The sequence below is a fragment of the Pseudomonas sp. AC193 genome, assembly GCF_979258075.1.
Window position 1 is genome coordinate 2,098,266 of the sequence record NZ_OZ409832.1, and the last position, 15,042, is coordinate 2,113,307.

10 protein-coding genes are annotated in these 15,042 nt (G+C 57.3%); 3 read left to right on the top strand and 7 right to left on the bottom strand.

Annotation, left to right across the window (positions count from 1 at the left end; genetic code table 11):
- Positions 1-7: 7 nt before the first annotated feature.
- The 4 genes from ACZZ0D_RS09645 to ACZZ0D_RS09660 form a co-directional block, all read right to left on the bottom strand.
- A complete protein-coding gene (locus tag ACZZ0D_RS09645) occupies positions 8-2,407 on the bottom strand; it encodes an aldehyde dehydrogenase family protein (protein ID WP_463553056.1) in 2,400 nt (799 codons plus the stop codon).
- A gap of 1 nt (position 2,408) precedes the next feature.
- Positions 2,409-3,539 (bottom strand): LuxE/PaaK family acyltransferase, encoded by a 1,131-nt coding sequence (locus tag ACZZ0D_RS09650; RefSeq protein WP_463553057.1) that lies wholly within the window; start codon positions 3,537-3,539, stop codon positions 2,409-2,411.
- A 10-nt stretch (positions 3,540-3,549) separates the two neighbouring features.
- Positions 3,550-4,797: an MFS transporter gene (locus ACZZ0D_RS09655; RefSeq protein ID WP_463553058.1), complete on the bottom strand. Its 1,248-nt coding sequence runs from the start codon at positions 4,795-4,797 to the stop codon at positions 3,550-3,552.
- Between the two features lie 241 nt (positions 4,798-5,038).
- Complete coding sequence (locus tag ACZZ0D_RS09660; protein ID WP_007918111.1) at positions 5,039-5,179, bottom strand: hypothetical protein; 141 nt, start codon at positions 5,177-5,179, stop codon at positions 5,039-5,041.
- A 157-nt stretch (positions 5,180-5,336) separates the two neighbouring features.
- Here ACZZ0D_RS09660 and ACZZ0D_RS09665 point away from each other — a divergent pair, with 157 nt between their 5' ends.
- Positions 5,337-5,525: a hypothetical protein gene (locus ACZZ0D_RS09665; protein WP_053120542.1), complete on the top strand. Its 189-nt coding sequence runs from the start codon at positions 5,337-5,339 to the stop codon at positions 5,523-5,525.
- A gap of 18 nt (positions 5,526-5,543) precedes the next feature.
- Here ACZZ0D_RS09665 and ACZZ0D_RS09670 read toward each other — a convergent pair whose 3' ends face one another.
- Positions 5,544-5,918, bottom strand: a complete 375-nt coding sequence (locus ACZZ0D_RS09670; RefSeq protein WP_053120540.1) for a fe2+ zn2+ uptake regulation protein — start codon at positions 5,916-5,918, stop codon at positions 5,544-5,546.
- A gap of 295 nt (positions 5,919-6,213) precedes the next feature.
- Between ACZZ0D_RS09670 and pvdQ the strand changes: the two genes are divergently transcribed.
- A complete protein-coding gene (pvdQ, locus tag ACZZ0D_RS09675) occupies positions 6,214-8,559 on the top strand; it encodes a bifunctional acylase PvdQ (protein WP_463553059.1) in 2,346 nt (781 codons plus the stop codon).
- A gap of 56 nt (positions 8,560-8,615) precedes the next feature.
- Here the strand turns inward: pvdQ and ACZZ0D_RS09680 are convergent, their stop codons facing one another.
- The gene (locus tag ACZZ0D_RS09680) at positions 8,616-9,620 is read right to left on the bottom strand and encodes a FecR family protein (protein WP_463553060.1); all 1,005 of its coding nucleotides are present in this window, start codon (positions 9,618-9,620) and stop codon (positions 8,616-8,618) included.
- Positions 9,621-9,773: 153 nt separating this feature from the next.
- Here ACZZ0D_RS09680 and ACZZ0D_RS09685 point away from each other — a divergent pair, with 153 nt between their 5' ends.
- Positions 9,774-10,043 (top strand): PepSY domain-containing protein, encoded by a 270-nt coding sequence (locus ACZZ0D_RS09685; protein WP_053120534.1) that lies wholly within the window; start codon positions 9,774-9,776, stop codon positions 10,041-10,043.
- Between the two features lie 58 nt (positions 10,044-10,101).
- On the opposite strand, the gene ACZZ0D_RS09690 is transcribed toward ACZZ0D_RS09685, so the two are convergent.
- Positions 10,102-14,892 (bottom strand): dermonecrotic toxin domain-containing protein, encoded by a 4,791-nt coding sequence (locus ACZZ0D_RS09690; protein WP_463553061.1) that lies wholly within the window; start codon positions 14,890-14,892, stop codon positions 10,102-10,104.
- Between the last annotated feature and the right edge of the window lie 150 nt (positions 14,893-15,042).

Consider the following 15,042-nt stretch of genomic DNA (forward strand, 5'->3'; position numbering starts at 1 on the left):
TCGGCTGTTAACGCCGTGAGTCGATGAATATCGGCGTCTTGCCGCTGTGTTTGTGGCGAGTGAAGTGTTCGACGGAACAGGCTTCAACTTCGAGCACCAACAATCCGTTTTGCACGACGGTCGCGAGCGTCAAGTAGCTGGCCAGTCTGGTCAGCGCCTCCTCTGATGAGAGTTCCGAGCGCAGGTGCATGCGTTCGACGCCGTCGGGTGCGTGGTCAAGCAACAGTTGGAAAGGGCTTTGCAGGCGCTCGGCCAATTCGCTCAGGGAAATGAAATCGGTGCCGATACGAATCAGTTTTCCGTGGCGTTGCATCAGTTCGAAACGCGGCGAGAGCAGCCCGCAAGCACAATGCCCGGGCACCCAGCGACCACTGTCGCCGATGTCATAACGCTCGACGAACTGGCCCTCCCGGGCGGTTGAGGTAAAGATCAGTCGGCCGACGCCATCACCGCTCACCGCGACGTCGTCATCGAACCCGATAATTTCCAGGTGCTGGATATCGCTTAGCAGATGAAACACGCCATCGCCGGTCGCCTGGCATGCGTGGCCCAGCGGGCCTGCGTCAACGCTGCCGTAAATGGCCGAACGGATGAGGGAAACGCCGCAACTTTGCAGCAGATCGCGACTTTGCTCACTGCCGTGCTCACCACCGAGAAAGACTTTTTCGATGTTGCCGTACGCTTGCAGTCGCTCTTTCTCTTTAAGGAACAAGCGGTGCAGGGTGCTCGGCATGCCAATCAGCACGTTGACGCGTTGATCGACGATCAGTTGCGCGATTTCAGCGTATTCATCATCGGCGGGGGCACCCATCGGCAGGTGGCTAACGTCGAGCAGCTCAAGCACTTTGGCGAAGCTGAAGAAACCACCGTACAACCCGCCACTGAAGAACAGATTCATGACCCGGTCACGGCGCGGATCCAGACCAGCCGCAAATAGTCCATCGGCCGTTGCACGCATCTGCCGCTCGAAGTCGCGGTAGCTGAAACCCGCCAACGCCGGCAGGCCGCTGCTGCCGCCGGAGCGAAAATACAGTTGCGCTGCCGGATTGATGGGCTGCGAGACGAAGGCGTCTTTACTCATGATCGGCTGACCGTTGTGGACGGGCGCCAGTGGCAGTGGGTCAAGGGTTGCATGGGTCGGCAGTGTGGTTGCGGACAGGCTGACCGACACTCGACGGCTAAGCCGTTGCAGCGCATAGACGCCGTCGTGGGGTTCGCCGTCATAGCCGTCGTGAATGGCATTGACCGGCGCCAGACGGGTGACGCCGGCGCTGATCAACGTTTGCGTCAGCTCACTGATTTGGCTGTCCTCGCACACCAGCGCGCAGCTTTGCAGGACGTTTCGCCAATTCAGCAAGGTTTCACTGATTCGCGCGCGAGGCACCGGGAACAGCAGCAAGCTGCGAAACAACGGTGAGGGGCTCAATTGGCGGGTATGCGCCCAAATCACACGCCAGCCCGATCCGCTCCAGACGTGCCCCATCTGCCCGGCAAAACTCTGCGCCAAGCGGGTCATCTGCGTTTGGGTGGTGATTTGCGAGGCTTCTTGCAGCGTGGGCTGCAACGCTGGCCATTGCCCGGCGCGACGTTCAAAGGCCTCGGCCACTTTTTGACCGATGTCGCGCAGAGCCGCAGGGTCATCGCTGTCCACCAGCAGCCATTGCGGGCTGGAGCACGCCTGCTGATCCAGACAACAGACCTCATCGACCACGGCATCCAGCGCCTGCGCTGATGCCGCCTCCGGTGTCATGTAAACGAAGCTGATGCGATGTCCCCAATCGATCCAGCGGCAACCGGGCGGCAGCTGTTGGCGGATGGCCCGCAACGCGGACTCTCCACCCCAGGCGGCGACGCCGTTGGCCTTTTTGCACAGCTGACCGATGTGCGCAGTGGTCACCGGTAATACGGCGATGTAGCCGGCGAGTTGTCCGCTGGCATCGCATTGCACCAGCGCTTGAAGCAGACGCGCGGTCAATCCTTGATCGCTGCTGCTGGGGCGCAGCCAATTGACGTTGCCGGCCAGCAAACCTTCAAGCACCGCGCAGAATGCCAGCAACGGCGCGTTGCCCGGCGTGATGTGCACGACCAGTCCCAATGCGCGCCAGCTTTCGAAACGTGGCTGACGGTAATAAATACGCCGCAGTGAGGTTGGTTGATCGCCGAGTTCGCGCGCAAGTTTGTGGCGCAAAGCATCGGCCTGGCAGAAGTTGATCAACGCTTGGCATTGCTCGGCGTCGAGCGCGAGTGTGCTGCCGTCGCGCAATTGTTCGGCGAACCGGATTGCTGCGCTGATCACCGTTTCTGCGCGCAAGGGCATGCTCAAGCGCTGTGGCAGATCCGCATAAAGAGTGTGCAGTGCGTCATCGAGGCTACGTTGGGGATTCAGCTGTCCATTAATCAAAAACATGTCAGTGATCCCCCAGCAGTTCGGCGGCGGCCATGGCGCAACTGCGTCCGGCACTGGTGCCGGCGCGACCATGCAGTTCAAACCAGTCACTTTCCAGGCCGCAGTTGCAGCTTTCGCCGGGGTGTAACGTGGCCAGGTCACTCATCACTACCGCATGCGCAGGACTCGACGAGATGTAGGGCGAGACAAATCCCAACAGGCCTGGCCGGCCATAGGGCAACACGCGAAAGTCACCGGGATCGCGTATGTAGACGCGTGAATACACCGGCACATGAAAGTGATGCTCAGCGCATTCGACGTAAGGCACTGCGTGCTCGACGGCTCCATAACCATCGCGACAATTCGACGGCTCAATCCCCAGTTGCCGGTGGATTTGCGCATATAACTGCGTTTTTGGGATTTCCTGCGCGGCCTGGGTTTTCCAGCCACCCCCGAAAAACACCAGCGAATTCGGCGGTAACTGTAAATCCGCTACACCGCTCGCCTGCATTCGCTGCAGGGCCTGCCAGAGAAATGCGGGAAAGCCGAATATCCTCACCGGCAGGCCTTTTTCAGCGAAGGATTGCAGAGCAGCGATCACGCCAAATACATCGAACTGATGACCGTCGCCCGTATTGCGAAGGGCGTAGATCACGCGATTTTTTGGCGCAAAACGGCAGAGAAACTGATCGGTATACGCGGTTCCCAAGGTAATGCGATCTTTTGGCTCGTAGCTCAGAAGCAAGTAGTTGCATGGGGTTTCGGGAGTGTTCCAGCCGTAATGATCGAATATTCGTTCGACCATGAACTGGGCGCCAGCCAGGCTGCGTGTGTCATAGCGCATACGGCTTTGTTCGCCGCTGGTGCCCGAAGACGTCAGTTCCAGTGCGTGCTCACCGGTGCTGCTGAGCAGCAGGTGACGCTTGAAAAAACTGGCGAAGATCGGCGGCAATGTTGACCACTCGTCCAGGCTGTCTAGGTCATGCACATTTATTCCATGACTGTTTAGCCAGTGCTCGTAACCGGGGGTGTGCCGGCAATGAAAACGACTGGTCTCGGCCATGGCTTGATCGAACAGTCCTGCGGGGGCCGAGTCCCGACAATAGGGCTGCGGCAACGCGCACAGCGCGTCGCTATAGGGCAGATGAGTCATCAATAATCCTTTATTGAGGTGGAAGGGGCGCGGTTTTCGCGTCTCGTAAAAAACTGTGGAGAAAAGGCAAACACAGCAGGCCGCCGAAGGCTGACCAGAGTGCGAAGAATTCAAGGCGTGAGCCACCGCCGCCAGCAGCAATCAGCGAGCCGCCGATGCCCATCACGGTGATCGAAATCATGCCGATCATGGCGGACACCAGCCCCTTGCTGTCATCACTGGCAAACAGTGCCATTCGATACAAAGCGGCATTGCTCATGCCCAACCCGATGGCGTACAGCGCCAGGCTGGCAATCACCGGGGTGATGGTTGTGCCAATCACTGCGCACACGCCCAGAGCCAGCAATCCAAGACTGAAAGGCCAGAGTGCCAGGCCTATCAATTCGGGTATCGAGTGCGTCAGTAATAAACGATCAAGCATCAGGTTGCCGACGATAACTGCCGAGAAAATCGGGATTTGCCAAAGGCCATATTCAACCGAAGTCAGGCCCAGCAGCTGGATCAGTAACAAGGGGGCAAGGCCAATCCAGGCAATCAACGGCAGGCTCATCAGGCCTAGCGCCAGACTTGCAGCGAGGAACCTGCGATTGGCCAGCAGGGCCAGATAACGCTGACGCGTCTGTCGCCAAGAGAAGGCCACCGGGCGTAGCGCCTGTCCGTCACGGCGCACAATGCCCACGGTTTCGGGCATGCAGATAAATAGCCCGACCCAGACCACGCCAGCCGCCACTGCGAGCCCCAGAAACAGCTCGCGCCAGTTCACCCATTCCAACAGCAGGCTGCCCAGCAGCGGCCCGAGCAAGGGCGACAACAGCGCCACATTGCCGAGTAATGCCATCAGACGCACGGCGTCCGCCTCGCAGAAAACTTCCTGAAGGGCCGGATAACTGACGGCCACCACAAACCCCAAACCCATGCCCTGCAGCACGCGCAGCAGATTGAACATTTCGATGCTGTCGGTTATGAAGGCAACCGCGCAGGAAATACCAAACAGTGCGCAACCCAGCAGCAGCATCGGCCGCCGACCCCACTGATCCGACAATGGCCCGATCAGCCATTGCAGGCAGACACCGCCAATCAGGTACAGATTGAAGGCGTTTGGCACGTGACGCACATCGGCATCCAGTTCCGTCACTACCGTCAGCATGGCCGGCATGATCATGTCGCTGGCCATGTAGGTCAGCAATTCAAACGCCATTATGGCCAGACAAAATCCGATGGCCTGTCGACGGTGGATCCTGATAAGTGTCCTCTGCATAAACATCCTTGTTTGCGAGTCGAAAAAGATTCTCAAATCCTAGGCGCGCGCCATCCGGTGGCCTAACGGTTTGCTGCGACATTAGATTTCAAATGCTTGCGGCTTGTTTAAGCGCTGGACTGGCGGATCGGCGCACACAAAAATGCCCGCTTGAATGCGGGCATTGTGTGCAGTGGATCGGCTGGGTGATTTCCCTGTCGCGTTCATTCAGAGAAGAGCGGGCAGGGCGAACAATCCCGTTCTAGCGATGTTGATAATAACCAGGGCCACCCTGGTAGTAACGATGGTGATCGTCGTGCCAGCCGCCGTGGGGGAAGATGATGCAGCCACTCAGGGTCAGCAGGGCAAGAACGGGAATCAGCCAGGTGATTCGACGCAGCATTTCAAAAATCCTCATGGTTACGCCGTCATGAAGCCAAAACTCTTCATCGGCTGTAACATGAGACCCCGATTGCAGCGGCGCATCCCCGTGAAACGGTAAGCGCATGGCATGCAAACAGATACAAACCGGATACATTTCAAAGTTTCAGGAAACCGCAATGACCCATAAGCAACGTTTGATTTATTCGATTCTGATTGCCGTGTCGGTACTGGCGATCATGCTCGGCCTGTCCTGGGCGCAAAACGCCGGGATGATCACTGAAAAGATGTTTCAGTACATTGCCATCGCCGTGGCGGTGATCGTGGTGATTATCAACGCCGTGATGCGCCGCAAGGTCAAATCCTGACGGCGATCGCTGCACGGGTTACTCGTTGAGGACGGCCGCAGCTTGTGGATGCAGGCTGTAACTCTTGTCGGCGTTGAAGGTGATGACACCTTCGGCGCACAAGCGTTTAAGGACTTCGCGGACGCTGAGAAATGACAGCGGAATGTCCAGATCCAGCAATTGGCTGTGGACGCCGCGAACGCCCAGACGACGTTCGCTTTGTGCCGCGACCAGCAGGGCGTCGATGACTTTCAGTCGGATCAGACTGGTGCGCAGACCAAAACTTTTCAGTAGCAGGCGGATCCGTTCGTTGCCGTGACGGTCGGCACGCTGCCCGAAATCGCTCGCCAGGGAGCTCATGGAAGCCCCTTGTGGCGCCTGGCTACCGTCCGATGGTAGTTGCGAGTTGTACATGCGATTACTCCTTTGCAGGGCCAGATCGGGAAAGGTTTTTGTGCTCTCTCTAAACAAGACGAATCAGCACGAGAAATCATGAAAGAAAAAATGTAGAAATTTTGTCGGAAATTCGTCTTTTCTCCGTAATTACGGCTTCAGATCGCTGTTCGGCGGCCTAAATTTTTTTTCTCGGCTTCGTTACTTGCAAAGGCTCATTGCGCGTGGACGCGTGGGTGTTTTCAGAGCGGAGCCGATGCCCGTCCTTTCAGGCCAGGCACGCCTGCGCTCTTCGGCATTTCGATCAGGAGCGAGCGTGATTATTTCCAGGCAGTTAATTGGACTGACCCTTGCCGGTATGGCTTTCGGGCTAAGTTTTTCCGCCCATGCACTCAGTCCCGCCACTGAGGCCAGCGCCGATATTCGGCGTACCGCTTTTGGCGTGCCGCACATTCGCGCTGACAACGAACGCGGTTTGGGTTTTGGCATCGGCTACGCCTACGCGCAAGACAACCTCTGTCTGCTGGCCAATGAGATCGTCACGGTCAATGGTCAGCGCTCACGCTATTTCGGCCCGGATCAGTTCACCGTGGAAGAGCGCGAGAATCGCGTCAGCGATGTGTTTTTCAATTGGCTGAACACGCCTGAAGCGGTCAATGGTTTTTGGCAGGCACAGACTTCCCAAGTGCAGGATCTGGTCGAAGGTTATGCCGCCGGCTACAACAAATATCTTGCTGAACGTCGCCAGCAAGGCCTGCCGCAGCAATGCCAAGGCGAATGGGTGCGCGACATTGCAGCTGAAGATTTGGTCAAGTTGACGCGGCGTCTGCTGGTTGAAGGTGGCGTTGGTCAATTCGCCGAAGCACTGGCGGGTGCGACACCGCCACAGGCCACTGCCCGGATCGAGCACGATCATCACGCTTATCAAATGGCCGGCGTGCGCCAGCAACGTTTCGCCCTGGATCGCGGCAGTAACGCGGTGGCCGTTGGCAGCGAGCGTTCATTTAATGGTCGCGGCATGTTGCTGGCCAATCCGCATTTTCCTTGGGTCGGCGGCATGCGTTTCTATCAGATGCACCTGACCATCCCCGGCAAACTCGACGTTATGGGGGCTGCGCTGCCGGGCCTGCCAATGATCAACATCGGTTTCAACCAGCACTTGGCGTGGACGCACACAGTCGACTCGTCGAAACACTTCACGCTTTACCGCCTGCAACTCGATCCAAAAGATCCGACGCGCTACATGCTCGATGGCAAATCACTGCCAATGAGCAAGCAGACCGTGACGCTGCAGGTCAAACAGGCGGATGGTCAGGTCGTGCCGGTATCGCGAGACATTTACAGCTCGCAGTTTGGCCCGGTGGTGCAGTGGCCGGGCAAGCTCGATTGGGATAATCAATACGCGTACAGTTTGCGCGACGCCAACCTTGAGAACGATCGCGTACTTAAACAGTGGTACGCAATGAATCAGGCTGCCAGCCTCAAGGATTTGCAGGATTCGGTGCACAAAATTCAAGGCATTCCCTGGGTTAATACCCTGGCCGTGGATGACAAGGGACAGACGCTGTACATGAACCTGTCGGTGGTGCCCAACGTCAGTGCCGACAAACTGGCCAAATGCAGCGATCCGCGCATCGGTTTGCAGATGATCATTCTGGACGGCTCGAACAGCGCTTGCGCCTGGGACATTGATCCGGCAGCCGCGCAGAAAGGTATTTTTGCCTCCAGCCAGCTGCCGCAATTACTGCGCAAGGATTTCGTACAGCATTCCAATGATTCCGCCTGGCTGGCGAATCCGGCGCAACCCTTGACCGGGTTCTCGCCGCTGATCAGTCAGGAGGGTCAACCGTTGGCGCTGCGCTCGCGCTTCGCCCTGAATCGTCTCGCCAGCCTGAGCAAAAACGCTACCTTGGCGGTGAAGGATCTCCAGCACATGGTGATGGACGATCAAGTGTATCTGGCGGGTCAGGTTGTGCCGGATCTGCTGAAATTCTGCGCCAATGAAACAGGTACTGACGCTGCTGCGCTGAAACCGCTGTGTGCCAGCCTGAAAGCGTGGGACGGCCGGGCCAATCTGGATTCGGGTCTGGGCCTGGTGCACTTCCAGAACATCATGCAAGCCTTGCAAGAATCTCCGGATATCTGGCGGGTGGCGTTCGATCCAAAGGATGCGCAAAACACGCCAAGTGGTCTGGCTATTGAGCAGCCAGCGGTGGCCAAAGCGCTTCGCGAGGCCATGTTGGCGTCGGTCGCATTGAGCGCAAAAATGGGCCTCAAGTCTGACGCTCGCTGGGGCGATATTCAGGTGGTCAGCAGTGGTGGGCAACAGACGCCGATTCATGGCGGGCCGGGTACTTTGGGGATCTATAACGCGATTCAGAGCGTGCCGCGTGAGGACGGCAAACTGGAAGTGGTCAGCGGCACCAGCTACCTGCAAGTGGTCACGTTCGATGAAAAGGGCCCGCACGCACAAGGACTGTTGGCGTTCTCGTTGTCCAGTGATCCGGCGTCGAAGTATTCGCGGGATCAGACTGAAGCGTTCTCGAAGAAACAATGGAGCGTCCTGCCGTTTACCGAACAGCAGATTCAGGCGGATCCGCAGTATCAGGTACAGACAATCCGCGAAGCACTGGATAAGACTGGAAAGATGGCAGCGCAGTAAAAACGGCTATTGCCGACTTTAAAATTTGGAGCCGCATCCCGCAAGGGGCGCGGCCTTCAGCTTTTTGGCGGTTGTTGTGGCAGCGAGTTGATCACCGGGTCGCCATCCTTGTTGCGCGACAGATAGACCGGCAGCACTTTAGGCAGGGTGCTTGGCAGGTTGTGCATCTCTTTGATGTTGTAAATGCCCCCCACGCGAATCGCACCGGTCGCGTTATCGTTGAGCATCAACGGTTTGTCCAGATAGCGATTGATCAGCGGCAGTGCGTCGTTGAGCGACAGATTGTCGAGTACCAGTTTGCCGCTGCGCCAGGCCAGAGCGCTGTCATTGGGGTAGGTCTGGCTGATCTGCGGCATGTAATCACCATGCTTGTAGCGAGCCTGCATCGACGGCCCGAGACGCAAACCATCACCCGACAATGCAGTGTTGCTGGTCACCAGCACTGAACCTTCAATCAGGTTGACACGCACCTGGTCTTCATACATCCAGACGTTGAAACGTGTGCCCGTTACACGAATCCTGCCTTCGCCTGCACGCACGACAAACGGGTGGCTCATGTCATGGCTGACGGCGAAGAACGCTTCACCTTTTTCCAGGGTGACGCGGCGCTCGTCCTTGTAATTACTGAAGGTCAGCTCGGTATTCAGATTCAGTTCGACCTGGCTGCCATCACCCAGCGTGACCTGACGTACGTTGTCGGTGGCGGCGAAATGCTGATAGCTGTTGGGCAACCAGCCAAGGTTCCAGCCAGCGACTGCAGCCAGCGGTAATGCGACGGCGCAAACACCAGCGGCTAACGCGTAGTGTCGCCACGAGCGTGACGGCGAGCGGTTGATCGGCACGACAACGTCAACTTCGGGGCGCGGCAGATGTTCGGCAACGTCCCAGATTTCCAGCATCGCTTCATATTCGAACGCATGCAGCGGGTGAGCATCGAGCCATTGTTCGAACGCGCGTCGCTCTTCGTCCGTGCAATCAGCCGCGTGCACACGCATGCACCAATGCGCGGCGGCATCGGTGATCGCATCGTATTCGGCTTCCGAGAGAGTGTCTTGGGTCATTGACTCGTCCTGATTTCGCACATTCTAACCTTGACGATCAGTTGCCGAGAACATCCGTCATGGCAATTACCCATCAAAGTGGAACTTATTTTTCCCTGAGGCGCCCAAAAAAACAGGACACCTTCGCGCACTATCCACAAATGGAGTGAAAAAATGATCAAAAGAACTTTTGCCGCCCTGATTGCCACCGCCAGTTTGCTCAGCGCTGGCGCCGCGCTGGCAGACAAGCCCGGTGCAGGCTGGATCACCATTGAGAAAGCCATCGAAATCGTCAAAACCAAAGCCGGTTACGTAGAGGTTTACGAAATCGAAGCCGACAACAACGGTTACTGGAAAGGCGAAGGGCGTAAAGCCGACGGCGTTGTGTACGAATTCCGCATCGACGGTGCTTCGGGCAATGTCTTGCGGGATCAGAAAGACTGACGTCACAGTTCTTTGTCTCAATCATGCGCAGGTCTGGCCTGCGCATTTTTTTGCCTGATTACGGCGAAATGACTGGTGCCGGATCCAATTGCCGGCCCATCTCGCCGATCAGGAAAGCAATCGAGTCGGCATTGCGCAAAATAGTATCAATGCGCGGATGTGGCGTTTGTTGATCGAGGAAGGCATTGCGTGCGTCGTTCAGCGTGGGGCTCAGCGTGGCGTCGAGTATCTGTCGGCTGACGTTCGTCATGTGAGGCAGTTGATCGAAGCCGATCCAGGCTTGTTGCTTATCGCTCCAGCGCGAAAACAGCTCTTGTCGCGGGGTGGCCAACGACAGCGCTTGACGCTGGAACGTCTGCTGAGTGTTTTTCATTGCGATGCCTTGGCCGGTAAGGGTCTCGATCAAATCGCTGAAGGGCCGGCGGGCTTCCAGCGAGGCAATGTCTACGGCGTTGCAGATTTGATGGGCAAACTCATGAATCAGCACGGACGCCTGGGCATGCCCGTCGACATTAAAGGGTTCGGTCAGAGAAGATTTGTACCAGTCCAGTTGCTGGGAGAAGAATTTTTCGGTGAAGTGCACCTTGCGTTGCTCATCGTCATCCAGGACGAAGGCATTCAGGTTGGCGCCGGGATATTTGTTCGAACCAATGACGAAGCGGTCGGTGTTCATCAAGTCCTCACTCGGATCTACCAGCGCCGTGCACACCGGGACGATCGCCTGTTTTATTTTGTTGATCAGCGTGTCGTCGATCTGACTCACATCAAAGAACTGCTTGAGGAAGCGATCGAGTCGGGTGCCGTCCGGTGCACTGCGCAGTTGTGCCAGATTATGCAAGCTGTTGAAGGCGTAATAGCGGGCCATATCGATGGCCTGCACCAGCATCCGCGCTTTGTCCGGGTGTTTGCTGCGGATGGCCTCCATGCCAACTGCCTCGATGTTCAGTACCAGCCGGCGTTCGCGGTCGGCGGCGAAGCGGTTGTACATCTTGGACATCGCCTTGCCGTAATGGACGGTGTGACGATCCGGATCGATAACCAGCTGTGTGCCTCCCTTGCGTAATGTCGGACCGTAGGACTGTGCATTCGCCATGCGCCAAACGGCGCCGGGTTTGTCGACGCGATAAACCTTGCCGGCGATGGCGGCATAGCGAAGCCTGTCGGCGTTATTGATGTAAGTCCCGCTGTGTGGCTCAAGGGACAGGTCTTTGAGTGCGACTGTCGTGGTTTCGAAGTGTTGCAGGGCGGTGCGTGACGGTGCAGTCACTTGGATCTGCTGTAGCCGAGGGGCCACTAATGGCGGCTCTTCGGAGGCAGCCTTTAAAGGGGTCACGGACTCAGCGGACGACTCCATCGACAAGCGGCCCATGCTGACCATTTGTATCGCGCCGGCAATGAATGCTTTCAGTGCGGGTTTCCAGTGATGATCCTGCAGTGCCTCGGCCGAATCCTTGAAGTCTTTGTAGCTTTGCCAAAGAAACGACAGGTAACCCAGCTTGCCCGGCAGAAGCCCTGAAAGCAGTTTGCTGCCATCGCTGAAGAGATTTTTCGCAGCCTCCCAATCTGCCTGCGCTGCAGTTTTCAACTGGCTGCCGAGCAGCTGCGGGAGGAGCGCAATATTGTCGTCGTACAGTCGGTGAAAGATATTTCCCGTGACAGGGTTCACGGCGAGCGTCATCTCGCTGACCTCGCCCACGCTTGAAATCAACAAACCTCGCAGCGACGCCTGCTGGTGCTCGGGGCTGCGGCGTATGAGCAGATCCTGCAAGCTCCCCGGTGTGTTCAGTGCTGTGATCAGATCCATTTCGCTCGCAAACTCGCGAAACACCTCGTCGGCATAAGGTGCATAGAGCACCAGCGGATTGCGCAGGCGATGGTCGGAATCGATCACGTACATGGCGAGCGCTTCAACTGGCGCCGCTCTCGGCGTCTTGATCAGCGACAGTGGATAGATATTTGCGTGAGCCCCCTCGACGGTGGCGCGCGCCTTGCCATCTGGCATGTCCAGCACTTGGGCGATCAGGTCGAAAGCCTTGTCGGACAAACGTTGTTGCAGTTTCAGGGCGTGCGCATGCTGTAACAGTTGCCACGGTAACTGGCGGAAAAAGCGCTGTTTACGTGCATCGGATTGAGGGGAGGGTACAGACAGGGCATCAGTGACCCTTTTTGCGTAATCAGTGGATATCGCCAGCGACGCCAACATTTGTCTGACGGCCTGTTGGTCAAGACCCGGCGGTAACGGTTGGGCAGTCTTCGACGCTACGATGAAGCCAGTTCCTTGCGCGACGTTGACGTGATTCAAGGCAAACTCGGACAGGCTGCGCGCGGGTCCCGCGAGGGCCAGATTGGGGATGATCTCTATATTTTGCGGATCAAGATTGCTCCCGGGGAATCGCACATCGAGTAACGACTTCAGCGTTTCTCGTACGTAGCGCTCCAATGAAGGAATGCCGTGCAGATAATCTTCGTCATCGGTCACGCTGTTGTGCCATTGCTCCAACAATTCCAGATGTAATTGCTGCTCGTCGATCGGTGCCATACCCAGCCAGATCGGGAGCGATTGCTGCTGCCTGATGGCTTGCGCAACGTCAGATGCACGCTGCAAGTTGGTTTCGAGCAGGGTTTTACTGAGCAGCGTCAACGAATCATTGAGGCGGGCGGGATCCTTCAGGCGTGCGCGCAGTTGCTCGCAACGGGCCAGGTAGTGATTGATCGCCGATTGCATGCACGCCTCCATCACATTGCCTTCGATCAGTTGCAGCGGCCCCAACTGGTAATTCCGGCGGAGCAATTGTTGTGGCGGGCGAAGGTTTTCCAGCAAAGAAAGGCGCTGAACACTGTCGAGCAAGCGCTGATTCAATGTGCGGCGGACGCTGACAATTCCGTCAAACGCCTCCAGGCCCAAACTCGGCGTCCACAGAATGACGCGCCCGGAGTGCTCGACATCCAGACCGCCGCGCTCCGTGAGCAAAACGCATTGATCCAGAGGAAATGCATGTGTCTCACCTGAGCCTTTCACCGAGAGTGCCCAGGCATCGGGACGAAACCCATTGAGCGTACGGCGATCATTACGCGTGGGCTGGTCGGCGTTGAAAACGGTATCAACGATCGCCCGTTGCGGTTTTTGCAGCGTGCCGTAAATCATCCGCAGTTCCGCTTCGCCACGCACGCCTACGTAAAAACCATGGGCCAGCCGGGTCTTCATATGCTCAAGGTAACTGCGCTGGGAAGCTGCAGTCGTGTGGGGTTGTGCGGCGAAATCACCGGCGAGGGGGGCTTTGACGTCGGCGAACGACTTTATCGCCAGCGTCGTCTTGTCGGCCAGCACCCACGAAGGTTGCGCCCGGCCGAACAGTACTGGACGTGTGCTCCAGCGCTCACCGGCATCGAGGGTCAGCAATTGCTCATTCAGCATCGTGCGGATGTCCAGCGCCTTGTCGACCAAAGCATGCACATCGATGGCGCCATCGCTGTGGCGAAACACCTGCAAGGCGTAGTCGAGGTTCTGCCGTTGTTTGGTGATGATCAGTTCGAACAGCACTTTGAAAATGGCACCGGAAATCACCTCTCCCGTTACCTGCGGACGGTCGTAACCAATAAAACGATTGCGTTCTTCGAGGCTGAGCAACCCGTAGAGCTGGTCTTCATGCCCGGCTCGCTTGAATTTTCTGAGTAAGATCTCTTTGAGGTTCGCGTAGTCCTTGAGTACTTGAAGACCCTGAGTGGGGGTATAGAGGTAGGCGTTGTCGTGGCTGATCATCAAGGATCCGGCCAGTTCGACGAAGTTGGCCTGGTACTCCCACATCCTTACGGTTTCGATGGTTGGCAGGCGAGAAACGGTGGGAAGCGGTTCGATCATTTGATGCAGGGTGATGAATTGCGCAGCGTCAATGATGCTGGCTTCCCGTTTGAGCAGCAGATCCGCACGGGCCTGGTCTTCCACCGCTTGAGCGAAAAAATCGCGACGGGATGATCCGTCAGCGCAAGGTGCCTGCCAGTAGGCTTCGAGTTGATCAAACAACAGCACCGCTAACTTTGCCGAGGCGCTTTTCACGGCACTCTCCCAGCGGGCTTGATCATCAGGTTGTGTAGCAATGGTCGGGTTTGAGAACTCGTGCTGTTGGCCTGCCGGCCAGCATTGGTTGCGGTAATACATCAGCACGGCGTCGCTCAGACTCATGGAGTCCAGCCAGTGGCGAGTCGCGCCGTTGTCGGGGCTGAGGTAAAAACTGACGCGGGTTGCACGTGGCGATCCGGCTTGCACGTCGCTGCGTAGTAAATCATCCATGACCTGTTCAACAAGCGTATGCAGCAAAGGCAGTTGCTTCAGCTCGATCAGCATGGCCTCGGCATTCTCACGTTGAGCCTGCGTAATCAGCGCCTGCTGATCTTCGAAAATATCCCCGGCAATCGGTTCAAGCGAGACCCGGATGGCGCGTGAATCCAGCAGTTGCTTGCGTCGGGATATCGGTAAAAAGGCCAGCAGTCGTTCAGCGTCACTTGGCGTGTTCAGCCGTGTTTCCAGTCGTGCCAATAGATCAGCGCGGCTGTGGTGTTTTTTGATGCCTTCATACGGGGAGTAGAGGATCTCGCCACCGTCATCCGGAGTGGCACCCAGGACAAAACAGCCCGCCAGCGGCACGGCGGCAGCGCCAGGAATGCTGAGCAGAATGCGCTGGGCCAGCATTGGTGGGGATTGTTGGCTGCGTAATGCCTGCGTGGCGAGTTCGGTCAGGGCCAGCCAATCGAAGTCCTTACGTGACAAACCATGGATTGGGCCCAGTTCGCCCCAAAGGCCGGGTGACTTCAAGGTTTCTGGAAACAACAGCGGAGAATGAGTGGCTGGCATCAACGAGTCTCGACAAGGCGCAAGAGTCGCGCCGATAGATTGAGGCTCTAGGGTATGGATCGAAGAAGGTGGGCAGGTGGTACATAGTTACCGCACACACAGCTTGATAATGTGCCAGTCTGTGACGCCGTTGCCCTCGGCAAGGGTTGA

Coding starts and splice junctions, on each gene's coding strand:
- ACZZ0D_RS09645 (WP_463553056.1), bottom strand. CDS start 2,407: ATGTTTTTGATTAATGGACAGCTGAATCCCCAACGTAGCCTCGATGAC.
- ACZZ0D_RS09650 (WP_463553057.1), bottom strand. CDS start 3,539: ATGACTCATCTGCCCTATAGCGACGCGCTGTGCGCGTTGCCGCAGCCC.
- ACZZ0D_RS09655 (WP_463553058.1), bottom strand. CDS start 4,797: ATGCAGAGGACACTTATCAGGATCCACCGTCGACAGGCCATCGGATTT.
- ACZZ0D_RS09660 (WP_007918111.1), bottom strand. CDS start 5,179: ATGCTGCGTCGAATCACCTGGCTGATTCCCGTTCTTGCCCTGCTGACC.
- ACZZ0D_RS09665 (WP_053120542.1), top strand. CDS start 5,337: ATGACCCATAAGCAACGTTTGATTTATTCGATTCTGATTGCCGTGTCG.
- ACZZ0D_RS09670 (WP_053120540.1), bottom strand. CDS start 5,918: ATGTACAACTCGCAACTACCATCGGACGGTAGCCAGGCGCCACAAGGG.
- ACZZ0D_RS09680 (WP_463553060.1), bottom strand. CDS start 9,620: ATGACCCAAGACACTCTCTCGGAAGCCGAATACGATGCGATCACCGAT.
- ACZZ0D_RS09685 (WP_053120534.1), top strand. CDS start 9,774: ATGATCAAAAGAACTTTTGCCGCCCTGATTGCCACCGCCAGTTTGCTC.
- ACZZ0D_RS09690 (WP_463553061.1), bottom strand. CDS start 14,892: ATGCCAGCCACTCATTCTCCGCTGTTGTTTCCAGAAACCTTGAAGTCA.